We start from the raw sequence: 25,853 nt of genomic DNA on the forward strand, positions 1-25,853 counted from the left end.
AATTAAGAAAAATTTATAAAATTGCGCTTGACATCTAAGGTGTCAAGTGCTATCTTATGTATATGAATTAGCACTCGTAGCAAGTGAGTGCTAACAACACAATAGAGAGGGGGCGGCTCGATGTCGTTGAATGATAGAAAAATTCAAATTTTGCAAGCCATTATCAATGATTATATCGAAACAGCGGAACCGGTCGGCTCCAGAACAATTGCAAAAAAATATAATCTGGGCATCAGCTCTGCCACAATACGTAATGAAATGAGCGATCTTGAGGAAATGGGCTTTATTATGCAGCCTCATGCATCCTCGGGGCGAATTCCTTCAGACTTAGGATATCGACTTTATGTGGATCATCTTATGCAAAAGCGAGAGCTAAGCAATGAGGAAGAACGGTATCTACAAAGTTTGATTTCCAGAGACATTAATCAAATTGATTACCTTATGGAGGAAACGGCGAAAGCCATTTCAGCCCTTACAAATTACACCACGTTCATTTCTGAACCTGTGGGGCAGCGGGCCAAGATTAAACAAATTCGCTTGTTGCCATTAGACATGGTTTCTATCCTTCTGGTTATCGTAACGGAAGATAATTTTATGAAGAACCATGTTATCAAGTTGGGCGTTGTGCCTGAGGAAGAGAGGATTTTTGAAGTTGGTTTCTATTTAAATCGTGCCTTCCAAGGATACGCTTTAGAACAGATAGACCAAACGGTAATTAGAAGGTTGCAGTATGAACTGGGGGAATACAAAGGTTTATTAATCCCTATTTTCAAGGCCTTGGAAATAACCATGGAGGCGGCTGAAAAAGTTCAAGTTCATATGAGCGGAACAAAAAATATCTTAGCCTTTCCTGAATTTTCTGACATCAGCAAGGCCAAATCCTTATTCCAAACCTTGGAAGAAAAGGATGTTTTGGTTACTTTATTGGAAGAGAGCAAGAGCAACGATCTGCAGATTTTAATCGGCAGTGAAAATACAGTGCAAAGCATGAAAGATTGTAGTGTAATTACAGCAACCTATAAGCTTAGCGATGATACTCGAGGAACAATTGGTATTGTAGGCCCTACTAGAATGGACTATTCCCAAGTAGTTTCTGTTTTAAATGGCATGGTACAAAATATAGAGAGGGTGCTACGAAACTTAACAGACAATAATAAAGACGGTTAGAGAAAAGAGGGAGACAAGTGGAAGGAAACAAAGACAGAGAAGAAGCGTTGCAAGAAGAAATTCTTGAAACCATAGAACAGGTTGAAAATGTAGAGGAAGCCGTAGAAGAAGCTGTAGAAGGTGAAGTGGTGGACGAAACTGCTGAAAAAATTGAAAAATTGGAACAGCAGGTAACGGAGAACTTTGATAAGTATCAAAGATGCTTGGCAGAATTCGATAACTTTAGAAAGCGTACCACAAAAGAAAAGGCAACAATGTACGATGACGGTGTAGCAGATACCGTTGAAAAACTTTTAATGGTAGTTGACAATTTAGAAAGAGCCGTTGCAGCCCAAGAAAGTAAGGCTGAGGAAGAAGATGGTTTCTTTAAAGGCGTGCAAATGATCCTAAAGCAGTTCCAGGACGTTTTACATGGTTTGGGTGTGGAAGAAATTAAAGCCTTGGGTGAACAGTTTGACCCAAATCTTCATGCGGCAGTTGCCCATGAGGATGATGAAAACTATGGTGAAAACGAAGTTATCTTGGAAATGTTAAAGGGTTATAAATATAAAGACAAGGTCATTCGCCACAGTATGGTGAAGGTCGTTAACTAAGAAAACAAGTATTCATATATTTAGGAGGAAATGATTATGGGAAAAATTATTGGTATTGACTTAGGTACAACCAACTCTTGTGTAGCAGTTATGGAAGGCGGGCAGCCCGTTGTTATCGTAAACAGTGACGGTGGAAGAACAACACCCTCTGTTGTAGGTTTTGCAAAAAATGGCGAGAGATTGGTTGGTGAAACAGCAAAGCGTCAGGCGATTACAAACCCTGACAACACAATTAGCTCCATCAAAAGAAGAATGGGCGAGAACTTCAAAGTAAACGTGGAGGATAAAAGCTATTCTCCTCAGGAAATTTCCGCTATGGTTTTGCAGAAATTGAAAGCGGATGCGGAAAGCTATTTAGGTGAAACAGTTTCCGAAGCGGTTATCACTGTTCCTGCATACTTCAACGATGCCCAGAGACAGGCAACAAAAGATGCAGGCCGTATTGCAGGTTTAGAAGTAAAACGTATCATCAACGAGCCTACATCTGCTGCTTTGGCATACGGCTTGGATAATGAAAATGAACAGAAAATTATGGTTTATGACTTGGGTGGCGGTACGTTTGACGTTTCCGTTATCGAAATCGGTGATGGGGTTATTGAAGTTCTTTCCACAAATGGTAATACACGTTTGGGTGGCGATGACTTCGACCAGAGAGTCATTGACTATTTAGCAGCTGAATTTAAAAAAGCGGAAGGCATGGACCTGAGCAAAGATAAAATGGCAATGCAAAGATTAAAAGAAGCTGCGGAAAAAGCGAAAAAAGAGCTTTCCACAGTTACAACAACCAATGTTAACCTGCCTTTCATTACAATGAATCAGGATGGTCCTAAGCACTTGGATGTTACTTTGACGAGAGCTAAATTTGATGAATTGACAGCTGACTTAGTAGATGGCACAATGGGTCCTGTTCGTCAGGCAATGTCTGATGCAGGTCTTAGCGCAAACGAAATTGATAAAGTATTGTTGGTAGGTGGTTCTACAAGAATTCCTGCGGTTCAGGATGCAGTTAAAAAACTCACTGGCAAAGATCCTTTCAAAGGCATTAACCCTGACGAATGTGTTGCTGTTGGTGCGGCAATTCAGGGTGGTAAATTAGCTGGTGATGAGGGTGCAGGCAGCGTACTTCTTTTGGACGTAACACCTTTGTCATTAGGTATTGAAACACTGGGTGGTGTAGCCACAAAGCTTATTGACAGAAACACAACAATCCCTACAAACAAAAAGCAGGTATTCTCCACAGCGGAAGATAATCAAACAGCAGTTGATATTCACGTTGTACAGGGTGAAAGATCTTTAGCAAAAGACAATAAGACTTTAGGCCGCTTTAAATTGGACGGTATTGCGCCTGCAAGACGTGGTGTTCCTCAGATCGAAGTGTCTTTCGATATTGACGCTAACGGTATTGTAAACGTATCGGCAAAGGATTTAGGCACAGGTAAAGAACAGAAAATCACAATCACAGCAGGTTCTAACTTAAGCGATGAGGAAATCGATAAGGCTGTAAAAGAAGCGGAACAGTTTGCAGAAGCTGATAGAAAGAGAAAAGAAGCAATTGATGCGAAAAATGAAGCGGATTCCTTAATCTTCCAGACGGAAAAAACCCTGGGCGAATTGGAAGGCAAGGTAAGCGATGATGAAAAGAATGCTGTAGAAGCTGAACTGAATAAGTTGAGAGATTTATCTAAGGATATGGACCCAGAAACTATGACAGAAGCAGACGTTGAAAGTTTAAAAACAGCAACAGAAGCTTTGACACAGGAATTCTACAAAATTTCCGAGAAACTATATCAGCAGGCACAGGCTGCTCAAGGTGAAGACCCTAACGGCGGAGATCCAAATGTTGTTGACGGCGAAGGAAAAGAACTGTAAAATATAGTAGTTGTGCATAGCAAGGGCGGTTATCCGCCCCTGCTTTTGCTGTTTAAGACCTTGAAAGAATGAAGGTGGTGAGGAAGTTGGCAGAGAAAAGAGATTATTACGAAATACTGGGGGTAAGTAAAGATGCCTCAGAGGCTGAGCTGAAAAAGGCTTACCGTAAGATGGCGGTGAAGTATCACCCAGACCAAAACCCGGGAAATAAAGAAGCGGAAGATAAATTTAAAGAAGTAAATGAAGCCTATGAGGTTTTGAGCGATCCTCAAAAAAGAACACAGTATGACCAGTTTGGGCATGCGGCTTTCGACCAAAGCGGCGGCGGCGGCGGTTTCTATGGCCAAGGCTTCGATATGGGAGACTTGGGAGATATTTTTGGCAGTATGTTTGGATTCGGCGGCTTTGGTGGCGGTACTCGTAGAAATGGCCCAAGGCGTGGAAACGATGTAAACGTAAATATTCAGCTTACTTTTGAGGAGGCTGCTTTTGGTTGTACAAAAGAAATTTCCATTGGTATCTTGGATGAGTGTGAAACTTGTCAAGGTACTGGCGCAAAATCTGGTACCCATCCAGAAAGTTGTCCAAAATGTAACGGTACAGGTCAGGAGAGATTTGTTCAGCAGTCTATGTTTGGTGCGGTGACTTCTGTTCGTACTTGTTCCCAGTGTCACGGCACAGGTAAGGTTGTAAAAGACCCTTGTAACACTTGTAAAGGCGCAGGCAAAGTAAGAAAAACCAAAAAATATGAGGTTAATATTCCTAAGGGGATTGACAACGGTCAAACCATTCGACTGGCTAATAAAGGTGAAGTTGGCGAAAACGGCGGCGGTTACGGGGACTTGTTGGTAACGGTTTATGTACAGCCTGACCGTGTTTTCGTAAGAAAAGGGTTTGATGTTTACTGTGATGTGCCTATTTCTTTTGTTCAGGCAGCATTGGGTGGAGAAATTGTAATTAAGACCATTGATGGTGAACAAAAGTATACTGTAAAACCTGGCACACAACCTGAAACCGTTGTGACTTTGCGGGGTGTTGGTATCCCCAACTTAAGAAATCCTAAGGTTCGTGGTAATCAGGTAGTAACATTGAAGGTGAAGATTCCTACAGATATGAGCGAAAGACAGAAAGATTTGTTACGCCAGTTCTATAAGGAAGAAGCTGCACCTGAGCAAGAACATAAAAATGGAGCTGAGGATAAGAAGTCCTTTTCAGAAAAAATGAAGGGTTTTTTTAAAGAGTAACTGTCAAGACAATTTCAGCACAAATAGGAACAAAAAGCTCTAAAAGTTGAGTAAACATATAGCCCCATTGCTTTGTAGTAATCTCTATAGCAAAGGGGCTATATTTAGTCATAGAAGCCATGAAACAAGGTGAGTTTTGAAAGGGATTTCTTTGTTTCATAAACCCTTTGGAAACAGAAAATGGCGATGGACGGGATTCGTATATCATTTTTTGTTAGAAAAGCTTGACAAAAGGGGATGTCTTATATTAAAATCATGAGAACTGATCAGGCAATGGATTGAATACCATGTGGCCGGGCTCAAAGCAGCAGATAAGCGTCTGTGGGACAGAAATTGTTCCTGTGGGCGTTATTTTTTTACAAATTTTTCGCCCACTTTGGGATAAAATAACAGGATGAACACGATTGGAGGTTTTATTGTGGAAAAGGGGACGAATAAAGTCGCAGATAATGAGAAAATTGTAATGAAGGTATCAGTTAACAGTATGATCGTAAATGTAATTTTGTCTATTGCAAAGGTGTTTGCCGGTGTGGTTGCCCGTTCTGGGGCTATGATTTCTGACGGTATTCACTCCGCTTCAGATGTATTTAGTACATTTGTTGTAATCATTGGGTATAAAATGTCAGCAAAGGAATCTGATGAAAACCATCAGTATGGGCACGAGCGTATGGAGTGCGTAGCGGCGTTATTGCTTGCAATCATATTGTGTATCACAGGCATTGCCATTGGCTATGGAGGGATTCAAAAAATCATTCATGCCGATGAGTTGAATTTAGAAATGCCGGGAATGTTAGCCTTGATTGCAGCCATCGTTTCCATTATCGTAAAAGAGGGGATGTATTGGTATACCAGAGATGCTGCAAAGAAAGTGAATTCAGGGGCTTTGATGGCGGATGCATGGCATCATCGCTCCGATGCCCTATCTTCTGTAGGCAGTATGGTAGGTATTATTGGAGCAAGATTAGGCTATCCCATTTGCGATCCATTGGCCAGCGTGATTATCTGCGTGTTCATCGTAAAAGCGTCCTATGATATTTTTAAAGATGCCATTAATAAAATGATGGATACAGCTTGTGATGCCGAAACGATGAATAAAATGAGAGAGGTTATTTTATCTCAAGAGGGCGTAGTGGATATAGATCAAATACAAACTCGTCTATTTGGTGCTAGAATATACGTGGATGTGGAAATTGTGGCAGATGGCAATATGACTTTAAATGAAGCCCATGATATCGCAGAACAGGTGCACAGGGCGATTGAGGAAAATTTTGAAGATGTGAAGCATTGTATGGTTCATGTGAACCCAATGGAAGAGGATTTCATAGAACAGGAATAATAAAAAAAGGACTATCCTAATGGATTAGTCCTTTTAATTTTTACGTATTTCATTGAAAAAATCATTGTACTCACATTTGAATATTTCTGTAAGCAAAATCAAGTCACTTATTTTAATATTCAACTCTCCTGTTTCATATCTGGAATATATTGAACGAGTGGTACTAGAGCCCAAAAGCTGTAGCTTTGCTGCAACTTGCTCTTGGGTGAAGTTGCAATCATTACGTAACCTTTTTAAATTTTTTCCGATAGAAATATCTTGTCTTAGTTTTTCCATATGCACTCCGTTTGCTCAATATTGTTTGCAATTTGATTTATTATATGCTAAAATAGCAGATAGAATGCTCAGTATATTGAGCATTCTATCTGTAAAATAAATATGGGGGTGTAGCATGATAAACAGAAAAATGTATCGTAAAATAGCGAAAGAGGAAGGAGCAACTGTTGCTGAGGTAAAACGGGAGATGCAGTTGGCCCTTGAAAGTGCCTATAGTAATTCGAAGAATGATGGGGTCACGAAATCATATCAGAACCAAGTACCTCGAAGAGACGAAGTGCCAACACCTGAGGAGTTTATAAGATTTGCGGTGGGTAAAGTGAAATACGGGAGATTATAAATTAGATTTTTTTAGGTTTCCCAGTGGAAGGTGGAAGAGATTGCAGTGACAGAAATACCGAAGACAAGTTATTTTTCCATAAAAAGGGAGTCAACGAAAATCGTTGTTGCAATTTGGAGTTAGACTTTATTATGTTAATGGCAGGCTTATTATTTCTTACTGATTACAGAGTTTGTTTACTTATTGGAAATTTTGAGACTGATTCCTTGAATTTATACAATGTACAGTTTATAATTGCATTAAAGTAAAATTGTATTTTATAGGGGAAAAGAAAGGGGCGAATTCATTTGAAATATTTTGTGGTGGATGCTTTTGCGGAAAATATATTTGGAGGGAACCCAGCTGGGGTTTGTGTACTTGAGAAACCTTTATCCACTGAAACAATGCAAAAAATTGCCGCAGAGAATAATTTATCGGAAACGGCATTTGTTTATAAAAAAGAGGTTGGGAAGTACGACTTAAAATGGTTTACGCCAATGGTGGAGATTGACCTTTGTGGCCATGCAACATTGGGAACCGCTTATGTAGTAGCTCATTTTGTGGATACGGAAGTTGAAGAAATGGAATTTTTTACTCTAAGTGGGACTTTAAATGTTGTAAGAGATGGTGACTTATTTAAAATGGATTTCCCCAGTCGAAAGCCACAAGAGGTTCCAGTGACGGAAAAAATAATAGATGCAATTGGAGTTAAGCCCGTGGCTGCATACTTGTCCAGAGATTTGATTCTAGAACTAGAGGATGGAAAAAGTGTAAAAGAGCTTAATCCAGATTTCCATAAGGTACTGGAGTTAGAGGATGGATTGGGTCTGGTTGTTACAGCAAAAGATAAGGAATACGACTTTGTTTCACGTTGTTTTTTTCCTAAATTAGGCGTGAATGAAGACCCCGTTACGGGTTCTGCCCATAGCAGCCTTATTCCCTTTTGGGCTGAAAAGCTAAGGAAACAAACATTGATTGCAAAGCAAGTTTCAAAAAGGGGCGGCGTTTTGAACTGCATGGATGGGGGCGAACGGGTGTATATTAGCGGTGGTGTCGTTTTATATTTAAAAGGGGAAATATTTATTAGATGAAAAAACCATGTGGCATATTAAGTTTAACCGTCTTTCATTGAAAAATCCTGTACTGCAAGAAATTACTTGAGTACAGGATTTAGTTTTATTAGAAAAAATTTAGCTTTCAATATAAGAAATTTAGTTTTATTGTGGATGAGAATTGTCACTTAAAGCAAATGCAAGGAAACTTTCTAATCCTTCCATAATGTCTGTATGGGTGTTATCAAAGTTTCCTGTGTACCAAGGGTCCGCAATATCTCTGGGATGGGATGAAAAATCCAAGAGACGGTATACTTTATTTTGGGAATCATCCCCTAGAATACGCATTAGATTTTCCATATTGTATTCCTCCATTACCAGTAAATAGTCAAAGTCTTCATAATCCTGCTTTGTTACCTGCCTTGCTGTTTTGCCAAAGCAATCAATTCCCAAGGAGAAAAGTTTTTCCTTTGCAGGGGGATAAACGGAGTTACCAATTTCTTCACGGCTAGTAGCGGCTGAGGCTATATAAAATTCATCTGTAAGACTTTTTTTTATAAGCATATCTCGAAATAAAAACTCTGCCATGGGAGAACGGCATATGTTTCCGTGACAAATAAATAATACTCGAATCATAAAAAGCTCCTTTCATTACTTATGGGATCGTAAAAATTTAGAATACAGTTCAGGTTTGCGATCTAATTTCAGGGGGAAAGTGGAGCGGTAAGCAAAGGCCTCCTCAGGAGAGATGTCTACCGCGGTAAGGCCATGGCCCTCCTTCGCATGAGCCAAAACTTCTCCAAGGGGAGAGACTACCATGCTATCTCCAGAATATTCTAAACCGCCCCCATGGCCTGCCCGGTTTACGCCGACTACAAAGGCTTGATTTTCGATGGCCCTTGCTTTTAATAGCGTCATCCAATGTTCTCTGCGCTGGCGTGGCCAGTTGGCAATAACCACTAACAAAATGCTTTCCTTTGATGCTGCTTGAAATATTTCAGGAAAGCGCAAGTCGTAGCAAACAAAGGGGGATGTCGCCACATTTTTAATGGTGCAAGAAGCAAGGGATTCGCCCCCTGTATAGAATTGGGCTTCCGTACCGAAGGAAAAGGGGTGAATCTTTGCATAGTCAAGGAGGGGTTCCCCTGTTTCAGAGACGATGACACAATGGTTTTCTGCTTTTTGGGCATCAATAATAGATAGCCCGAAGCACAAAGATAATTGGTTTTTCAAGGCATTTTCTCTAAAAAAGCCAATGGTTTCACTATCCTTGAAAGATTCGCCCAGTTCCTTTGTTTTCATTGTAAATCCCGTTAATGTCATTTCAGGAAAAACCAGAAAATCCACTTGTTCCTTTGCCGCCTTTTGCATCATTTCTTCGCAGAGGCTTTTGGCATGCTCTTTTTTTTCAAACCCCATATCTAACTGGCCAAGTCCAATTCGCATAAAACACCCTCCTTTTTATTTCCAATCCTTCCAAACATCAGGGCAATAACCCATCGTAAAGTCTTTACCATTTCTCACAATGGGGGTGAGGAAAAGGCTGGGATTCTCCAATAGGGTACCTTCCCTTTTACTCTCGTCAATATAATCCATAAATAAGGTTTGATAGGCTTTTGCCTTTCGGTCGATCATCTCTTCAACGGGTATACAGCGTTTGGCGGATTCAAAAACACTTTTCCCCATGCCAAACTCATGGACATCAATATATTGATAAGGTATTTTTCTCTCTTTAAAATAACGCTCCGCTTTTTTTGTATCAAAGCTTTTTTTGGAGCCATAGATTTGTACATTCAACATGCTCACTCCCTTCGGTTCTCATCTAATATTAGCGTAATTTACAGGAAGAAACAAGACAAAGAAAGGAGGGTATGCTATAATAATTTAACGGACTTAGGAAGTCCTCACCTCTTTAGATGGGGATGATATTTCCGAACAAACATGGGCTTACTGAAAACAAAGGTGATGTCAACCCCGTCCGTTATAAGTATTGTTGTGTAACAAAATACGCAAAGTATTGACCGGCTTATGGGTATGGCCAATGGTGTATATCGTGATCATCTTTTATAGCAAGAAGTTTAGCCATTCTTGGAATGATGTTACATAATCTTTGTGATTAGGCTGTGATTAGGCTGTAATCAAGGCTTTGCAAATGCCCATAGGTAAGAATAAAAAGAAGCGTTAAAAGTTGTTTCCATTGATATTTTAAAATGGAAACTTTAGATAAGTGAGAGGACGGTGCTTTTGAAATGAAGATGATTTCATGGAATGTAAATGGCTTGCGTGCCGCTGTAGGCAAGGGATTTATGGAATATTTTAATGAGGTCGATGTAGATATTTTTTCTTTGCAAGAGACGAAGCTGCAAGAAGGACAAATCGAATTGGATACGGAGGGGTATTTTAAGTATTGGAATTACGCCCAAAAGAAAGGCTATTCCGGTGTTGCTGTTTTTACAAAGAAGGAGCCTTTGTCCGTTACATATGGCCTTGGTATCGGCAAACATGATACAGAAGGCAGGGTAATCACCTTAGAATTTGAAGAATTCTATCACATTACAGTATATACACCGAATTCACAACAGCAAAACGCAAGGCTTGGATACCGTATGGAATGGGACGACGCCTTTAGAGAATATGCTTCAAAATTAGATAAAGAAAAGCCTGTCATTATTTGTGGCGACTTGAACGTTGCCCATACGGAGATTGACTTGAAGAACCCTTCCACAAATCGTAGAAATGCAGGTTTTACCGATGAGGAAAGAGGCAAGTTTTCTCAGCTGCTAGGAGCGGGATTTGTGGATACCTTCCGTTTCTTCTATCCAGACACCATTGGTGCTTATTCTTGGTGGAGCTACCGCTTTAATGCAAGAAAAAACAATGCTGGTTGGCGTATTGATTATTATATTGTTTCCGAAAGCTTAAAGGATAAGCTAGTGGATGCAAAAATTCATAGTCATATTATGGGGTCTGACCATTGCCCTGTGGAACTAGAAATTCAGCTATAAATAAAGAAGACCCGTGGAAACCACGGGTCTTTTATCATCTATATTTCTATACATTTGACAACTTAAACGGCTTTCTTTTTACCGAAAATAACACGGCAGCCTTCGACTGCTAAGTCAATAGCCAATGCAATTAACAGAACAATAAATATAAGCTGCAGTCCTTCTGTGGAAAAGCTTGCAGTACCTGCGGAAAAGGCTTTTACGTTCTTGATAAATGTGATAACCAATGCACTTAATGTTGCAACAAGCATGAATATCATAGGGAACAAGAACATTCTATTATTTTTACCGATGTTGCCCAACCAAGCAGCAACAGCCAGTAAAGCCAGAGCAGCAAGAAGCTGGTTGGCAGAGCCGAATAAAGGCCAAATTTTTGCATAACCGCCAACGGCCATCAAACCACCGATTGCAACGGTAACCAATGTTGCAAAGTAAGAGTTTGCACAAACTTTTTTGAAGCCAGTTAATGTGCTGGGGTCTGTGCCCTCAGGGATAAAGAATTCTTGGAACATATATCTTGCTAGTCTTGTTGAGGTATCCAAGGAGGTTAAGCAGAAAGCAGATACAGCCAAAATAATGATTGCATAAGCTGTGTCATAAGCAGCCTCTAAACCAATGCCAGAAATCATTGTTGCGATACCCGTTGCAAAAACCTGAGTAGGTGTACCACTAGGCATAGCACCATCTGCAAAGAGAACGCCAACAGTGATTAAGGAAAGCACGGCCAATCCGCATTCGATTAACATACCGCCATACCCAATGAGTTTGGCATCTTTTTCTGTGTTTAATTGTTTAGAAGTTGTGCCGGAACCTACTAAGCTATGGAATCCGGAAATAGCACCACAAGCAACGGTTATGAACAGCATAGGGAACATGGGGCTATTGCCGTTAATGCCTTGGAAGCCTGTGAAGGCAGGTAGGTTGATTGTAGGGTGACTACCAACCACGCCGATAACAGCAGCAATCATCATACCATAAAGTAAGAATGAGTTCAGATAATCCCTAGGCTGAAGCAAAATCCATACTGGAGTAACAGAAGCCACGAAGATATATGCCAAAACGATGAGTAGCCATGCTGTCCCAGATAAGTAAACAGGGTACTTCAAACCGATTGCAATACAAGCTACAATGGCAATAACGCCGACAACTGTAGCCACACTTAGAGGTGCATTTTTGCGATATACCAAAGCACCAAAAACAATTGCTACTACAATAAATAATGCAGAGATTGTTGCAGTTGATCCGTTTGCAGGAATAACCTGGCCCTCAGGTGTGAAACCATTGAATGTTCCCACAACGATACTAGCAAAAGCAGCTACAACTAAGAGCAGGGTTAAATAAGCAAAAAGCAAGAATAATTTTTTTGCTTTTGCGCCAACGTTTTGCTCAATAACATGACCGATGGATTTCCCTTTGTGGCGAATAGATGCAAAAATAGAAGAAAAGTCCTGAACAGCGCCAAAGAAAATACCACCAATGAGGATCCAAAGCAATACAGGCACCCAGCCAAAAATAGCAGCCTGAATCGGACCATTGATTGGTCCAGCGCCAGCGATGGATGCAAAATGATGCCCCATGAGCACGGGTGCTTTTGCAGGAACATAGTCCTTTCCATCCATTTCTGTGTGGGCAGGTGTTTCTTTTGTAGGGTCAACGCCCCATTGTTTTGCCAGCCAACTACCGTATGTAAGGTAACCAATCAATAGTACGGCGGCAGCAATAATTAATAATACCAGTGAATTCATAAAATACCCTCCTTCACAAGGTTATGTATGAAAAATATAGATGATTAGGAAAAAATATTTTGCAGCAACGGAAGGAGCTCTTTACCCCTTTGATTTGAATAGACCTTTCCGTTGCTGAGGTCTACCGCAGCGATCCTCAGATACATCCATCCATGAAAAGAAAAAAGGAAAGTTTTGTGGTATTTCGTTTTTTTAATTTCTTTGATTACTTCTTGGGGAAGTAAGTCAGCCACTAAAATCAAAGAAACATAAGAATACATATGCTCGCTGTGGGGCTTGATTTGGGCCAACCCTGATTGAAGTACATCTTTTTTAAGAGACTGGAAGCTATCCAAGGTTGGTACATCTGCAAAGGCGAAATATGCATATTCGTTCATCTCTGTTGCCCAAATTTTTGCGGAACGTACAAGAATATACTTCTCGGAGCGAGAATGAAACTGTGCCGTAGCTGGATATTCTATGGAACCATGACAGACATTGTACTGTATATCAAAGCACGATTCATATGACGGCAATAGTTTTTGTAAAAAAGTTTCTTTGGTCATACTCCACCTCCAATAAAAGTTCTTACTATTATTATACTCCTTAAAAAAGAGGTATTACAACTTGAGAGAGGGGAATTATCCTCATTTCGTCAACTTGAATTTTTTGACAGATAAATAACAAACTAAATTGAAATTTTTCACAAAAAAAGTAGAGATATAGAATTATAACTATGCTAATTGTCTATATTTAATTCTTATTTCAATAAATGATTGGATAAATTGATAGTTCGTTTGCGAATAAATAATGATTTTTCAAGGGTAAGACATTAAATTTGTAAGATTAGATTAAATGTTGTAAATAAAAAACTCCCTTTGGAGGAGAGTTATCCCATACAAATTGTCAAGGCGGAGTATTTTTGTCCAGCTTGAATGACGGGATATTTTCTCCATCAGGGAGTTTTTATACATACAATTCAAAAATGATGAATATTATTTGCTTGCCTCAAAGGAAGCCAGCTTTTCCAGCAACGTATTGCTGCGGTCGATAAAGCTTGTCATTTCTTCCGAAGTTAGAGGGCGATGGCTCATCAATGCCAAGTCGTAAATCTGGTGGCATAATAGCTTCATGTCTTCCTTTTTACCATCCTTCTCATTCATGGACAATAAATATTTAACCAATCCATTGGAGCGGTTAAGAACCAAAGTTTCCTCAGGTTTCACATTGGCAAACATTGCTTTTAAGTCTGCTCCGTTTCCATAAGCTTCCATCATCTCCATCATTCGACGAGATTCTTCACTTAAAAGAATCATGGCAGAAACCTTTTCGGCTTTTAATGTTTCTACGCTTACTTTTAACGAGTTATTATTTAAAACATCACGGAACAAAGTTTCCATTTGTGAATTTGTAAACACTTCTGACTGTTTTTTTGCTTCCGAGGTGTCTTCATCCTCCTTTTTCTGTAAGGTATCGGTAATGTCTGCATCAATGCGTTGCACCTTAACACCAGGGTTTTTATATTCCAAGAAAGACACAAAAGGCTTGTCAATGGTGGTAGACATAATTGCTGCTTCTAAACCTTGTTCTTTGAAAAGGCGGATATATTGTGCTTGCAAGTTTTCATCGGATACGAAGAAAAGTTTGTTTTCATGCTTTTCTTTATTCTTTTCTAAATACTCCGAGAGGGTTTCATATACGCCGTCTGTTGTTTTGAACAACAAAGCGTCCTTTACTTTATCATAGAACTTTTCTTCTCGCATACAGCCATATTTTATGAATACACCAATATCATCCCAGAAACCTTCATAAACAGGACGGTCATTTTTAAAGAGCTGTGTCAGCTTGTCTGCGACTTTCTTGGTAATATAGCTATTCATTTTCTCAACGTAGCCGTCGTTTTGCAACGCACTACGAGATACATTCAAAGGCATATCAGGGCAATCCAAAACGCCTTTTAATAAAAGCAAGAAATCGGGGACTACTTCTTTAATGTTATCAGCAATATACACTTGATTGGAGTAAAGTTTAATTTCACCCTCCATGACATCCATGTGTTCAACCAGTTTTGGGAAGAACAAAATTCCTTTTAGGCGGAAGGGATAATCCATATTTAGGTGAATCCAAAACAGGGGATCATTTACATCGAAAAACACTTGGTGATAAAAAGTTTTATAATCTTCGTCGGTACAGTCTTTTGGCTGTTTTTGCCACAAAGGGGTAGTATCGTTTAAGGGTTTCGGTTCCTCTGGCTCCTCAGAATGTTTCTGCTCTAGTTTTTCTAGGGCATCTTCCTTTGTAAGGTTTGCCGCTTCTTCAGGGGAAACGTGAAGGGTATTGGATTCTTTTTTTTCTGCTTCCTTTTCTTCCTCTGTTGGTTCTTTAAGAATATCTACAAAAATTGGTACGGGCATGAAAGAGCAATACTTTCTAAGGGCTGTATAAAGAGTGGATTCTTCTAAGAACACTTTTCCGTCTTCCCCTAAGTACAAGGTGATGGTGGTACCCCTTGTTTCCCTAGTTCCATTGTCCATCTCATAATCAATACCGCCTTCACAAATCCATTTTGCTGCTTGGGCGTTTTTTTGGTAAGAGAGGGTATCGATTTCAACTTTATCCGCAACCATAAACGCAGAATAAAAACCTAAGCCAAAGTGGCCGATGATTTCATTATCCTGCTCCGTTTTTTCTTGGAATTTGGCAAGAAAATCAGTTGCGCCAGAAAAGGCGATTTGATTGATATATTTTTTGATTTCATCTGCCGTCATACCGATTCCATTGTCGATAATTTGTAAAGTATGCTGGTCTTGATCTAAGACCACATGAATTGCGAATTTTTCATTTTCGGGGATTTCTGCCTCGCCCATGCGTACCAGCTTCTCCAGCTTTGTCACAGCGTCACAAGCGTTAGATACCAACTCACGAACAAAAATATCCTTGTCGGTATACAGCCATTTCTTGATAATAGGTAGGAAATTTTCACTATTAATTGATAGATTTCCTTTTTCATTCATATTAAACGACCTCCTAAAAACACAAAATGTTAGTAGTTTGTTATGATACATTGTAATTTTATCTAGAATAAGGAAAAAAGTCAATATAAAATTAGCACTCAATTTAATTGAGTGCTAACAAAATTTTATTTATGTCTCTATTTGTATGGTTATTTGGTGTTCTTTGAAAAACTGTAACACATCCTCATCCCATTGTTTTGTTGCTTTTTGTTCCAAAGAAAAGGTTTCTTCCGCAACAGAGGTGGTGCAAAGCAGTGTGCCTTCTCGAAATAAAAGATTTAAAAACACGGCCTTGGCGTTGGGGTATTTTTCAGTTTTATTCTTTGGTAGAGATAGGACTATTTTCATGCTTCTGGGTAATGTTTTGCCTTTAACCGCTTGAAACACAAAGGGTTTTATATCCGCCCAAAGGCAATAAGGTTCGGGATCTTCCTCAGTTAGGTAGCTTTCATCCTTTGTACCATTTATGGTAAGGGAGGCATAGGAGAACACTTCTGCTTGACGAACAGTAAATTGGTCAAAAGTATCTCCTTTTAAAAGAAGCGCCATTAATAATTTTGTATCATAGACGGTAAAAGCTAGCATTGTTTGTTCCTCCTGTATACTTCATCAAAAAAAGAAAGAAAGGCAAGTCGATTTGCCAATTTCCAAAGTTTCAACTAAAAATAAATGACGGTTATGTTGGTATTTATAAAAGCTTTTCAATCAGAGATAGAAAGCAGCGAATGGTCTAATTATTCAAATTGCCTTAAACTTGATTTTACTATGGAAAAAAGAAAAATACAAATAATATTCTAAACATGGGGTAAGTCAATATGAAAATAATTTGCGTTTGGTGACGGGCTATATTATAATATTACCATTATGATATACGGTGTCCTTAGATTTTACATCTTTTCTGTTAGGCAGTTTAACAGAGTTGGTGAAATCCATTTAATGGGGAGTGGGGACACCGTTGAAAAATATGAACCTATAAAAATTATAATTAATATTTCGGCTACGTTTTAAAATACTAAAAAGTGGCAAGACTTTTATGAACTTTAGTAATTCCTATAAAATGGTGTTTTCACGTAGCAAACAGGAAAGAGAACCACAAACTTGGGAGGAAAACAATATGGCAGAAGAAAAAATCATAGAAAATGGTGGATTAGGTGCTACTGGTAACTTCATACATAGTTATATACAGGAGGATTTAAAGGGTGAACTGAATAAAATTCACACTAGATTCCCGCCCGAACCTAACGGCTATTTGCATATTGGACATGCAAAATCCATCTGCCTGAACTTTGGTTTGGCGAACCTTTATGGGGGCAAGTGCAATTTACGCTTTGATGACACAAACCCTACAAAGGAAGATGTGGAGTATGTAGACTCTATTCGTGAGGATGTAAAGTGGCTAGGCTTTGATTGGGAAGATAGATTATATTATGCTTCTAGCTATTTCCAGCAATATTACGAGGTTGCAATCAACCTAATTAAAGAGGGTAAGGCCTTTGTTTGTGACTTAAAGCCTGAGCAAATGCGTGAATACCGTGGTACGTTAAGCACACCCGGTAAGGAAAGCCCTTATCGCAACAGAAGTGTTGAGGAAAACTTGGATTTATTCGAACGTATGAAAAACGGCGAGTTCCCTGATGGTTCTCGTACACTTAGAGCAAAAATTGATGTGACCTCTCCTAACATTAACATGAGAGACCCTGTTTTATATAGAATTGCCCACGCAACCCATCATACAACAGGGGATGCATGGTGCATTTACCCCATGTATGACTTTGCTCATCCATTAGAGGATGCAATCGAAGGAATCACCCATTCCATTTGCACAATGGAATTTGAAGATCACCGCCCTTTATACGACTGGGTAGTGAAAGAGGCAGGTTATACAGTCAACCCTCCTAGACAGATTGAATTTGCCCGTTTGGGTATGACAAATACCGTTATGAGTAAAAGAAAGCTCCGTGCTTTGGTTGAGGAAGGCTTGGTTGACGGATGGGATGATCCCCGTATGCCAACCATCAGCGGTTTACGCCGTAGAGGTTACACACCAGAGGCAATTCGTGATTTCTGCGAGCGAATCGGTGTTTCTAAAGCCAATAGTATGGTTGACAGTGGTTTGTTGGATTACTGTATTCGTGATGACTTGAAGGCGAAAGCAAAGGTTGTTATGGCGATTTTAGATCCATTGAAGCTTGTGATTACAAACTATCCAGAAGGTCAGGTTGAAATGATGGAGTTAGAAAACAACCCAGAAACACCTGAACTTGGTACAAGAATGGCTCCTTTTACAAGAGAGCTTTATATTGAAAGAGAAGACTTTATGGAAGAACCGGTGAAAAAATTCTTCCGTTTGGCTCCTGGCAAGGAAGTACGTTTAAAGGGTGCGTATTATGTTACTTGCACAGACCTTGTTAAGGATGAAGCCGGAAATGTTGTGGAGGTACATTGTACTTACGACCCTGAAACAAAAAGTGGCAGTGGTTTTGAGGGTAGAAAAGTGAAAGGCACCCTCCATTGGGTTAGCGCAACGGAACATGTTCAGGCAACTGCAAGATTGTATGACTATATGATGTTGGACAATCCGGATGATCCCAATGGGGAAATGATGATGAACCCGAAATCCTTAGAAGTGAAGGAATGCTTTATTGAGCCTGCCATAAAAGATGCGAAAAAAGGGGAACGTTTCCAGTTTATGCGTAACGGGTACTATATTGTGGATACGAAAGATACCACAGAAGAAAAATTGGTATTTAACCGCATTGTGCCATTGAAAAGCTCTTTTAAATTATCATAATAAATATGACCGACGGGTATAAATTCTATATTCGTTGGTCTTTCTTTTATTGACAGAAAGACAAGAGGCTAGGGTTGTACTTAAGGGTTTTTCATATTTAGCTTCGGAGAAAAGTTAAAATATTTTCTTTAAATAAAAAGTGGATTTTTCTCACAAATGGAAAGTATAAGGATATGCGATTAAGATGGCTGGAAGATGAAAGCAGAAGTTTGTAGTAAATTTAAAAGGGAAAGAAGTTATTTTCCAGGAAATAGAAGAATCTTAAATATAAAGAATCCTTTAATATTTTATTTGGATTCAACGAAAGCCCTTTTTTACGCCGGCAAAATATAGTATACTCTGTCTATACATAGGAATTGGAGAGGATAATTGTGAGAGAACGATTGAAAAATTGCAATCGCATTGTGGTGAAAGTGGGTACATCTACGATTACATATCCAAATGGGCTTTTAAACCTGAAGCGAATGGAAGAATTGGCTTGGGTTTTAACAGACCTTAGAAATAGTGGCAAAGACGTTGTTTTGGTTACCAGTGGTGCCATTGGCGTTGGAGCAGTACGTATGGGTATGAAAGAAAGACCTACGGTGATTCGGCAAAAGCAGGCAGCAGCGGCGGTGGGCCAGGCGATGATTATGCAAATTTATCACAATTTCTTTGATCGGTATAACCAAACTGTTGCTCAGGTTTTATTGACAAAAGAAGAAGTAGGCAGCGAAGAGCGTTACGAGAATACGAAAAATACAATGGAAACCCTGATGGAGCTTGGTGTGATTCCCATTGTCAATGCCAATGATAGTATTTCCACCTACGAAATTGAAATTTCTGATAATGATAGACTTTCTGCCATTGTGGCAGAAATTATCGGTGCTGACCTTCTCATATTGATGACTGACATTGACGGCCTTTATGACCAAGATCCAAGGTTCAACCCTGATGCAAAGCGAGTTTCTAGCGTGGATTGGGTTACGGATGAAGTCATAAAAATGGCGGGAGACAAAGGTTCTGCTTTCAGTGTGGGAGGGATGTTGACCAAATTGCAGGCGGCAACCATTTGCCAAGAGGCAGGGGTAAAGATGGCAATTGTTTTAGGAGAAGACCCAACGATTATTCATCGGGTAATTAGTGGTGAGGATGTGGGTACATTCTTTAACAGTAAAAGAACATAAAAAATGATAAGGAGCGGTCTATATGAGTTATTGTCCAAAATGTGGGAAACAAATTCTAGATGAGAGTTTGGGTTGCCCAGTTTGTAGTTTGAATGAAAACGCCACAAACCCGAATCCAGAGGTAGAGGAGGAAGTGGAAGTAGTAAAAGAGTTTACAGTTGAAGATGAAAGTGGAGCTTCTCAGAAGTTTAAAGCGGAAAGTGAGCCAAGAAGTTGGGAAGATTATAAATCTGCGGAGCCAAAGCCCGTTCAGGAGCAGACCATACACACAGTTTTAAAAGTAATAATCATTTTAGCAATTATTATAGCAGGTGGTATCGGTCAGGTTGCAGGTATTATTTCAGGTGTTGTTTTATTAAAAAGCCCCATTGAAGATTACCGTAAATTCGGTAAAACTTTGATTATTCTCAGTTGTGTTATGCTGGGTATATGGTTTTTGTGCTGCTTTGTTGGTGGGTTACTCGGTTTTGTGGGGAACGTATTTTACTATTTTCCTTACTATTAAACGTTATGGCTATATTTGATTTTTTTGGCTCTGCTGTCTGTCACCAGATGGCAGAGCGTAGTTTTATATTTGGGGGAATGCCCCTTCCTGTTTGTGCCCGATGTACGGGAATATATTCAGGTATTTTCTTTTCAATGCTTTTCTTTTTTATCTATGGGCGGCACAAAGGGAATAAGCCTTACTCTACGTGGGGAACCATAATTGGTGCCTGTTCTTTTATCCCAATTTCTATTGATGGTTTTTTTAGTTATATGGGTTTTTGGGAAAGTAACCAATTCTTACGGGTGGTTACAGGAGCCTTAGCAGGAGCATCTTTACCGGGGTTCTTGCTTTTAGGTGCAAATTTTGATGTTGTTGGCGAGAATACTTGGCCCATCTTCAAATCTGTAAAAGAGCAGCTTTTGCTCATAGGAGCAACGCTTTTATGGGGGATTTTGCTTTGGCTGAACGTAGGCAACTATCTGCTTCCTTCTGTTGTGGTTGTGCTAGGCATTGTTTGTTTTTGGGCTAACTTTATTTATTTAGTTATAAAAAATCTAGGGGTCAATGGAAAATTGCCTTATTGGCTGTTGGCATTTTGCGGAAGTTGTATCATCATTTTATCAATAGGGGTGTTGCGAAATTGAAAACCATATTGCGTCAAAAAATATTGGGACAAAGAAAAGATATGTCTGGGGCACATCGTCAGGAAGGAAGCCAAAAGATTGTGAATGTTATTTGCAATAGCAGTAGATATCAAAAAGCGGATACCATATTTACTTTTGTTAGCATGGAAGAGGAGGTAAATACATATCCCTTGATAGAGCGGGCATGGCAGGATGGAAAAAAGGTTGCTGTTCCCATTGCAAAAAAAGGTGGGAAGATGTACTTCGTCAACATAGTATCTTTTGTGGAGTTGCAAAAAAGCCGTTTTGGTGTCATGGAGCCACAAAAAGAGGAAAGTAAAGGGGTTATTCCCCAGAAGGATGATATTTTCATTGTTCCTGGAAGTGTTTTTGATGAAAAAGGCAACCGCTATGGCTATGGCGGTGGATATTACGATAGATATTTTCAGAGTTATCCCGATATTTTTAAAATAGGTGTAGCATTTTCTTTTCAGGTTATGGACTTTGAATTACAGGTGGAACAGTATGATGTACCTGTGGATTGTGTTGTAACAGAAAATGGATTGATAGGGGGTTCTAATCATGAGTGTTTTGACTGAGATGGGGCAAAGAGCAAAGGATGCTTCTGTAGCATTATCTGTTTTATCTACGCCTAAAAAGAATGAGGTTCTTTGTTTTGCTGCAGAGGCACTTCTAGGGGCATCAGCCGAAATATTAGCAGCAAACAAGGGGGATGTTGAGGCGGCATTGGCATCAGGAATCAAAGGTGCTTTTATCGACCGTTTAACCTTAACCCAAGGAAGAATTGAGGAAATGGCAGAAGGTCTTCGTCAAGTGGCAAAATTAGACGACCCTGTGGGGGAAGTTCTGTCTATGAAAACTTTGGATAACGGATTGGTGATTGGACAAAAAAGAGTTCCTATGGGGGTCATTGGCATTATTTTTGAGGCAAGACCCAACGTTACCGCAGATGCCTTTGGGTTATGTTTAAAGGCAGGTAGTGCGGTAATTCTCAGAGGTGGAAAAGAGGCATTCCAAACGAACCAAGCCGTTGTTTCTGTTTTTCGCCAGGCCGTTGAAAAACTAGGCTTGCCTGCTGATATTGTTCAGGTGGTTCCCGACACATCCCGAGAAACTGCTCAGGAAATGATGCGTTTGAACGGATATCTGGATGTTTTAATTCCCCGTGGCGGTGCAGGCTTAATTCAGAGTGTGGTGCAAAATAGTACCGTTCCTGTCATAGAAACGGGCGTTGGCAATTGCCATATTTTCGTAGATGAAACAGCGGACTTAGAACAAGCTGTGGCCATTGTTATGAATGCGAAAACCCAGCGTCCGGGTGTTTGCAATGCTTGCGAAAGCTTATTGGTACATGAAAAGATTGCAAAAATATTTTTGCCTATGGTTGGAGAAGCCTTACAAAATAAGTCCGTAGAAATTCGTGGAGACGAAGCTACTTGCAGTATAATTTCAGGTTCTGTTGCTGCAACGGAAGAAGACTGGGAAACGGAATATACAGATTATATTATTTCTACCCGTGTGGTGAAGGATTTAGATGAGGCCATCAACCATATTCGTAAATATTCAACGGGACATTCTGAGGCCATACTTACAGAGAACTATACCAATGCCCAACGATTTTTAAACGAGGTGGATGCGGCGGCAGTTTATGTAAATGCATCAACCCGTTTTACAGATGGTGGGCAGTTTGGTTTTGGTGCGGAAATTGGAATCAGTACCCAAAAACTTCATGCAAGGGGGCCAATGGGTTTGAAGGAGCTGACAACAACAAAGTACATTATTTATGGAAATGGGCAAATAAGATAGTGACGGGAGGATTTATTGGTGGAGTTATTTAAGAAAACGAGGCATATTGATGAATGGGTACATGTGCCTCTTTGTAAAAGTGGAGAAAAATTATACCACTATACGATGGCTGAAGGTGTTCAGGGGATTGTGGAAAACAAGCAGTTCATTGCTACTAAAAGTGATTTTTTAAACGATAAACTGGAGTTTTTATATGCCCTTGAGGTTTTATATACGCTAATCGATACGTATATTTTGGATAGAGAGTTAGGGCGGCGATTATACGAAATTGTAAGAGAGGAAATGGATGAACTTGCCATTGTAAAGCCTTCTTGCGATATCGTTTGCTTGCCGGAAAAAAAACAGATGAGTTTTTATGTGGTATCCTTTTCGAAGCTGGAAAATAGTGCACTCCTTTGGGCGGAATTTACTGATTTTAAAGGGTATTGCCTTGGTTTTGATTATGAAAAACTGGTGCAAGGATTTTCAAGTAGATCTTTTCTTCACGGTACAGTAATTTATGATGAAGAAAAGCAAATCAATTGTTTATTGGAAGGCCTACTGTCTTGTATTCGCCGTGGAAAAGAAGAGGGGCGTGCCGACTTGGAGACCTTTTTTGATGAGGTTCCTGAGGTAAAAGAAGAATCTTTGCGGGAAATTGGAAAGGATATGGCCATGGTTTGCTCTGTGTATGCCATGTTTTTTAAGAGTCAATATTTTGATGGGGAGGAGGAGTACCGTTTTATATTCTCTCCTTCTATTGATGCACGAGTTGGGCAACCAAGGTTTAGAATTTTAGGCCAAGTTTTTTTACCCTATATTATGGTGGAATTTGATGGTGAGGATATTCCCATACCCTTAGAGTCTGTTATGGTTGGGGCAAAAAACAATAATGATATTGCTGTTCGAGGGGTACGATCCTTCTTAAAGGGACAAGGATTAGATATTCCTGTTACCCTTTCGGATATTCCGTTGAGATACTAAACAACTTAGAAAAAAGGGGGAGGCCAATGAGAATTGCCATATTAGGGCTAGGTGGCGTTGGGGCTACCGTTGCCGGAGGACTAAGAAAACATGAAAGAGACCTAATATTTATTGCCCGTGGGGAAACCAAAAGAGTTTTGCAGGAGAAGGGGCTTAATCTGGAGTCGGATTTGTTAGGTGATTGCGTGATTCGCCCAGGTTTGGTTTGTGATGATCCCAGTGAAATTGGCATTGTTGATGTCTTGATTCTTTGCAGTAAGAGCTATGGGCTGGAAGGGGCTTGTAAAAAATATGCTCCTATTGTTGGTGAGGAAACCTTGGTTGTTCCTTTGCAAAATGGTGTGACCGCTTCAAAATCCGTTTCACATTGGTTAGGTGGTAAAGGAATTGTAAGTGATAGTTATATATATTGTTTTTCGAATATTGTGGAGACAGGCCATGTGACCAATGGCGGTGGGATTCTTCGGATTGGAGTCGGGTTTGCCGATGGTCGGGACAATGACAAAGCCAAAAGGCTGATTGAAATGTTAAACGAGGGCGGACTGCCTTCAATCTATGGTGAAGATATTATGAAGGCCCTTTGGGAGAAATATGCCATGATGTGTGGCAATAGCTGTGCCTTTATTTATTTTGACTGCCCTGCGGGCAAAATTCAAGAGGACTCGGAGAAATTGGAGTTTTTAAGAGGCATTTATGAGGATATCAACTGCTTGGCCAAGGCAAATGGTGTTAGGGGTATGGATGATATGCCAGAGAGGTATATGGAAATTTTCATGAAACTACCACCCCAAACCATTTCTTCATTATATAGAGATATTCTAGGTGGGAAAGAAGAAACAGAGTTCGAATGGTTAGTGGGGAGCGGTTGTCAGTTGGCAAAAGAGCTGGGGGTTTCTATTCCTTTTATTCAGAAGGTATATGAGCAAAAAAGATAAATCAAGCCCTATATTTTTATGGTTTAATGGACAAATCTCTCCCCTTTAGTGGGCGGAAACAAAAATCAATATACAAAGAACTGTGTGGAACTTTTTGTGAAATCAATAGACAAAACAGCCCCATGTATTTCTATTGAGGACCCTGCTGTGATAGAAAAAAAGGAGAGCAGAACAACTTATTTTTGGCTATCTCATATATTTTAGCAATTTACCTAAAGTTGTCCGAGATTTTATTGAAGCAAATAAAGGAATTATTAGAGGTAAAAGCGTTTTTATTATTGCAACGATGGGTTATTTAGCGGAGATGGAACAGGGTGCAGTGAAAGGATTTGTAAGTATGGGGCTAAGGTAGTTGGGCGGTCTTCATTTAAAAATGCCTGATTGTATTGGCGATGAAAAGTTGCTAAAAAAGCCTATAGAGAAAAAATAAGGCCATTGTAAAGGCTGCAGAGGATAAAATTAAAAATGCATTTGAAAAATTCAAAAACAATCAGCCCACAAAGGAAGGCCTGTGTTTTTTACTCCACATGGCAGGGCTTTTTGGACAAAGGTTATAGTTCTACAATAAAACAAAAGTGTATTCAGATAAGTTAAAGATTAATAAAGATAAATGTAGTGGATGCGGAATTTGTACCAAGCTATGTCCCATGGAAAGTCTCTCTATCCAAGAAATGTGTTATCGATGTATCAGCAACTGTCCCAAGGAGGCAATTACCCTATTGGGAAAAGAAGTTTAGAACAGTGCCGAATCGAAAAATATTTATAAAAAAAGGGAAGTTGCTAAAACCATTTGGTCTTGCAACTTCCCTTTTTTAGTACATTTTTTCAACCATATGACGGATGAAAAAGATGAATACGATATCGACGCAAAGGAGAGTTAATAATGTATAAAAAATCGTTATGGAGAAAAAACCAGAAATCAACATCGCGATAAAAAGAATTTCAATGGAAACATAGGAAAAAATAGTATAGCTTACACGAGTAATAAAAATATTTCGCTCATCAGTCTCCAGAAGTTCCTTTTCTTTCATTTTATTAGGATTTTTCCTAAGCTTTCTATTTCGAAAGAACAATGCCAATGAGGCAAAAAACAAACCAGAAAGAGCACCGGAATACATAGGTATTAGGTATGCAAATTCTTTGTTAAGAAGAACAAATGTAAAAAGGATAATGGCCACAATCATACAGCCAATATTCATGTAAAGACGTAAGTTTAAACGTTGTTCAAAGCTTATTTTTTTCATATTTTTTCCTCCTCATCAAATAAAAAGACATCTTCAATGGCTAAACTAAAGTATTGGGCAATTTTATAAGCCAGTACTAATGAAGCAGTGTACTTACCTACTTCAAGGGAAGTTATTGTTTGTCGTGTTACACCTACTGCTTTTGCCAATTCTTCCTGAGATAGTTTATTATGGCGACGCAGTTCGGCTATTCGTGTTTTCATGATACCCTTCCTTTC

The 25,853-nt window shown here is 39.5% G+C and carries 27 protein-coding genes and 1 riboswitch; of the genes, 17 read left to right on the forward strand and 10 right to left on the reverse strand.

Annotated features, from left to right (window positions below):
* Window positions 1–120: 120 nt before the first annotated feature.
* The 5 genes from hrcA (at window position 121) to RBQ60_RS02590 (ending at window position 6,209) form a co-directional block, all read left to right on the forward strand.
* Window positions 121–1,167 carry a heat-inducible transcriptional repressor HrcA gene (gene hrcA, locus RBQ60_RS02570; protein ID WP_307885046.1) on the forward strand — a complete coding sequence of 349 codons (1,047 nt, stop codon included), beginning with the start codon at window positions 121–123 and terminating at the stop codon, window positions 1,165–1,167.
* Between the two features lie 17 nt (window positions 1,168–1,184).
* The gene (gene grpE, locus RBQ60_RS02575) at window positions 1,185–1,760 is read left to right on the forward strand and encodes a nucleotide exchange factor GrpE (protein ID WP_307885047.1); all 576 of its coding nucleotides are present in this window, start codon (window positions 1,185–1,187) and stop codon (window positions 1,758–1,760) included.
* Window positions 1,761–1,796: 36 nt separating this feature from the next.
* Window positions 1,797–3,629, forward strand: a complete 1,833-nt coding sequence (gene dnaK / locus RBQ60_RS02580; protein WP_307885048.1) for a molecular chaperone DnaK — start codon at window positions 1,797–1,799, stop codon at window positions 3,627–3,629.
* An 86-nt stretch (window positions 3,630–3,715) separates the two neighbouring features.
* Window positions 3,716–4,873, forward strand: coding sequence for a molecular chaperone DnaJ (dnaJ, locus tag RBQ60_RS02585; RefSeq protein ID WP_307885049.1), 1,158 nt, complete (start codon window positions 3,716–3,718; stop codon window positions 4,871–4,873).
* A 252-nt stretch (window positions 4,874–5,125) separates the two neighbouring features.
* Window positions 5,126–5,205: riboswitch (NiCo riboswitch) on the forward strand.
* A gap of 62 nt (window positions 5,206–5,267) precedes the next feature.
* The gene (locus RBQ60_RS02590) at window positions 5,268–6,209 is read left to right on the forward strand and encodes a cation diffusion facilitator family transporter (RefSeq protein WP_442871374.1); all 942 of its coding nucleotides are present in this window, start codon (window positions 5,268–5,270) and stop codon (window positions 6,207–6,209) included.
* A 33-nt stretch (window positions 6,210–6,242) separates the two neighbouring features.
* On the opposite strand, the gene RBQ60_RS02595 is transcribed toward RBQ60_RS02590, so the two are convergent.
* Window positions 6,243–6,485, reverse strand: coding sequence for a helix-turn-helix domain-containing protein (locus RBQ60_RS02595; protein ID WP_307885050.1), 243 nt, complete (start codon window positions 6,483–6,485; stop codon window positions 6,243–6,245).
* 115 nt (window positions 6,486–6,600) lie between these two features.
* On the opposite strand from RBQ60_RS02595, the gene RBQ60_RS02600 reads away from it, so the two are divergent.
* Window positions 6,601–6,825 carry a sporulation initiation factor Spo0A C-terminal domain-containing protein gene (locus RBQ60_RS02600; protein ID WP_307885051.1) on the forward strand — a complete coding sequence of 75 codons (225 nt, stop codon included), beginning with the start codon at window positions 6,601–6,603 and terminating at the stop codon, window positions 6,823–6,825.
* A gap of 287 nt (window positions 6,826–7,112) precedes the next feature.
* A complete protein-coding gene (locus RBQ60_RS02605; protein WP_307885052.1) occupies window positions 7,113–7,895 on the forward strand; it encodes a PhzF family phenazine biosynthesis protein in 783 nt (260 codons plus the stop codon).
* Between the two features lie 126 nt (window positions 7,896–8,021).
* On the opposite strand, the gene RBQ60_RS02610 is transcribed toward RBQ60_RS02605, so the two are convergent.
* Genes RBQ60_RS02610 through RBQ60_RS02620 form a run of 3 tightly spaced genes read right to left on the reverse strand, consistent with a single transcriptional unit; the run spans window position 8,022 to window position 9,653 of the window.
* Window positions 8,022–8,492: a low molecular weight protein-tyrosine-phosphatase gene (locus tag RBQ60_RS02610; RefSeq protein WP_307885053.1), complete on the reverse strand. Its 471-nt coding sequence runs from the start codon at window positions 8,490–8,492 to the stop codon at window positions 8,022–8,024.
* Window positions 8,493–8,507: 15 nt separating this feature from the next.
* The gene (locus RBQ60_RS02615) at window positions 8,508–9,302 is read right to left on the reverse strand and encodes a nitrilase-related carbon-nitrogen hydrolase (protein ID WP_307885054.1); all 795 of its coding nucleotides are present in this window, start codon (window positions 9,300–9,302) and stop codon (window positions 8,508–8,510) included.
* A 15-nt stretch (window positions 9,303–9,317) separates the two neighbouring features.
* Window positions 9,318–9,653, reverse strand: a complete 336-nt coding sequence (locus tag RBQ60_RS02620) for an arsenate reductase family protein (protein ID WP_442871381.1) — start codon at window positions 9,651–9,653, stop codon at window positions 9,318–9,320.
* A gap of 452 nt (window positions 9,654–10,105) precedes the next feature.
* On the opposite strand from RBQ60_RS02620, the gene RBQ60_RS02625 reads away from it, so the two are divergent.
* Window positions 10,106–10,861: an exodeoxyribonuclease III gene (locus RBQ60_RS02625; protein ID WP_307885056.1), complete on the forward strand. Its 756-nt coding sequence runs from the start codon at window positions 10,106–10,108 to the stop codon at window positions 10,859–10,861.
* Window positions 10,862–10,923: 62 nt separating this feature from the next.
* On the opposite strand, the gene RBQ60_RS02630 is transcribed toward RBQ60_RS02625, so the two are convergent.
* From RBQ60_RS02630 to RBQ60_RS02645, 4 genes are all read right to left on the reverse strand, one after another.
* Window positions 10,924–12,606, reverse strand: coding sequence for a carbon starvation CstA family protein (locus RBQ60_RS02630; protein ID WP_307885057.1), 1,683 nt, complete (start codon window positions 12,604–12,606; stop codon window positions 10,924–10,926).
* A gap of 44 nt (window positions 12,607–12,650) precedes the next feature.
* The gene (locus RBQ60_RS02635; RefSeq protein WP_307885058.1) at window positions 12,651–13,151 is read right to left on the reverse strand and encodes a hypothetical protein; all 501 of its coding nucleotides are present in this window, start codon (window positions 13,149–13,151) and stop codon (window positions 12,651–12,653) included.
* Between the two features lie 429 nt (window positions 13,152–13,580).
* Entirely contained in the window at window positions 13,581–15,599 is a 2,019-nt protein-coding gene (gene htpG / locus RBQ60_RS02640; RefSeq protein WP_307885059.1) for a molecular chaperone HtpG, read from the reverse strand.
* A gap of 129 nt (window positions 15,600–15,728) precedes the next feature.
* Complete coding sequence (locus tag RBQ60_RS02645) at window positions 15,729–16,184, reverse strand: DUF5721 family protein (protein WP_307885060.1); 456 nt, start codon at window positions 16,182–16,184, stop codon at window positions 15,729–15,731.
* Window positions 16,185–16,713: 529 nt separating this feature from the next.
* On the opposite strand from RBQ60_RS02645, the gene RBQ60_RS02650 reads away from it, so the two are divergent.
* The 9 genes from RBQ60_RS02650 to RBQ60_RS15405 all read left to right on the forward strand — a co-directional run bounded on the left by RBQ60_RS02650 (window position 16,714) and on the right by RBQ60_RS15405 (window position 25,128).
* A complete protein-coding gene (locus RBQ60_RS02650) occupies window positions 16,714–18,390 on the forward strand; it encodes a glutamine--tRNA ligase/YqeY domain fusion protein (protein WP_307885061.1) in 1,677 nt (558 codons plus the stop codon).
* Between the two features lie 371 nt (window positions 18,391–18,761).
* A complete protein-coding gene (proB, locus tag RBQ60_RS02655) occupies window positions 18,762–19,556 on the forward strand; it encodes a glutamate 5-kinase (RefSeq protein WP_331654229.1) in 795 nt (264 codons plus the stop codon).
* 22 nt (window positions 19,557–19,578) lie between these two features.
* Window positions 19,579–20,061: a hypothetical protein gene (locus tag RBQ60_RS02660; protein WP_307885062.1), complete on the forward strand. Its 483-nt coding sequence runs from the start codon at window positions 19,579–19,581 to the stop codon at window positions 20,059–20,061.
* 5 nt (window positions 20,062–20,066) lie between these two features.
* Window positions 20,067–20,687: a DUF2085 domain-containing protein gene (locus RBQ60_RS02665; protein WP_307885063.1), complete on the forward strand. Its 621-nt coding sequence runs from the start codon at window positions 20,067–20,069 to the stop codon at window positions 20,685–20,687.
* On the forward strand, window positions 20,684–21,265 hold the full coding sequence (locus RBQ60_RS02670; RefSeq protein WP_307885064.1) for a 5-formyltetrahydrofolate cyclo-ligase: 582 nt from the start codon (window positions 20,684–20,686) through the stop codon (window positions 21,263–21,265). The genes RBQ60_RS02665 and RBQ60_RS02670 overlap by 4 nt, the downstream gene beginning before the upstream one ends.
* Window positions 21,249–22,493, forward strand: coding sequence for a glutamate-5-semialdehyde dehydrogenase (locus tag RBQ60_RS02675; RefSeq protein WP_307885065.1), 1,245 nt, complete (start codon window positions 21,249–21,251; stop codon window positions 22,491–22,493). The genes RBQ60_RS02670 and RBQ60_RS02675 overlap by 17 nt, the downstream gene beginning before the upstream one ends.
* An 18-nt stretch (window positions 22,494–22,511) precedes the next feature.
* The gene (locus RBQ60_RS02680) at window positions 22,512–23,456 is read left to right on the forward strand and encodes a DUF2971 domain-containing protein (protein ID WP_307885066.1); all 945 of its coding nucleotides are present in this window, start codon (window positions 22,512–22,514) and stop codon (window positions 23,454–23,456) included.
* A gap of 26 nt (window positions 23,457–23,482) precedes the next feature.
* Window positions 23,483–24,391 carry a ketopantoate reductase family protein gene (locus RBQ60_RS02685; protein ID WP_307885067.1) on the forward strand — a complete coding sequence of 303 codons (909 nt, stop codon included), beginning with the start codon at window positions 23,483–23,485 and terminating at the stop codon, window positions 24,389–24,391.
* 575 nt (window positions 24,392–24,966) lie between these two features.
* A complete protein-coding gene (locus RBQ60_RS15405; protein ID WP_307885068.1) occupies window positions 24,967–25,128 on the forward strand; it encodes a 4Fe-4S binding protein in 162 nt (53 codons plus the stop codon).
* Window positions 25,129–25,203: 75 nt separating this feature from the next.
* Here the strand turns inward: RBQ60_RS15405 and RBQ60_RS02695 are convergent, their stop codons facing one another.
* Both RBQ60_RS02695 and RBQ60_RS02700 read right to left on the reverse strand, forming a co-directional pair.
* Entirely contained in the window at window positions 25,204–25,635 is a 432-nt protein-coding gene (locus RBQ60_RS02695) for a hypothetical protein (RefSeq protein WP_307885069.1), read from the reverse strand.
* The gene (locus tag RBQ60_RS02700; RefSeq protein WP_307885070.1) at window positions 25,632–25,838 is read right to left on the reverse strand and encodes a helix-turn-helix transcriptional regulator; all 207 of its coding nucleotides are present in this window, start codon (window positions 25,836–25,838) and stop codon (window positions 25,632–25,634) included. The genes RBQ60_RS02695 and RBQ60_RS02700 overlap by 4 nt, the downstream gene beginning before the upstream one ends.
* Window positions 25,839–25,853 lie beyond the last annotated feature (15 nt).

Origin of the sequence: Anaerotignum sp. MB30-C6, assembly GCF_030908465.1 — a bacterium.
Lineage (GTDB): Bacteria > Bacillota > Clostridia > Lachnospirales > Anaerotignaceae > Chakrabartyella.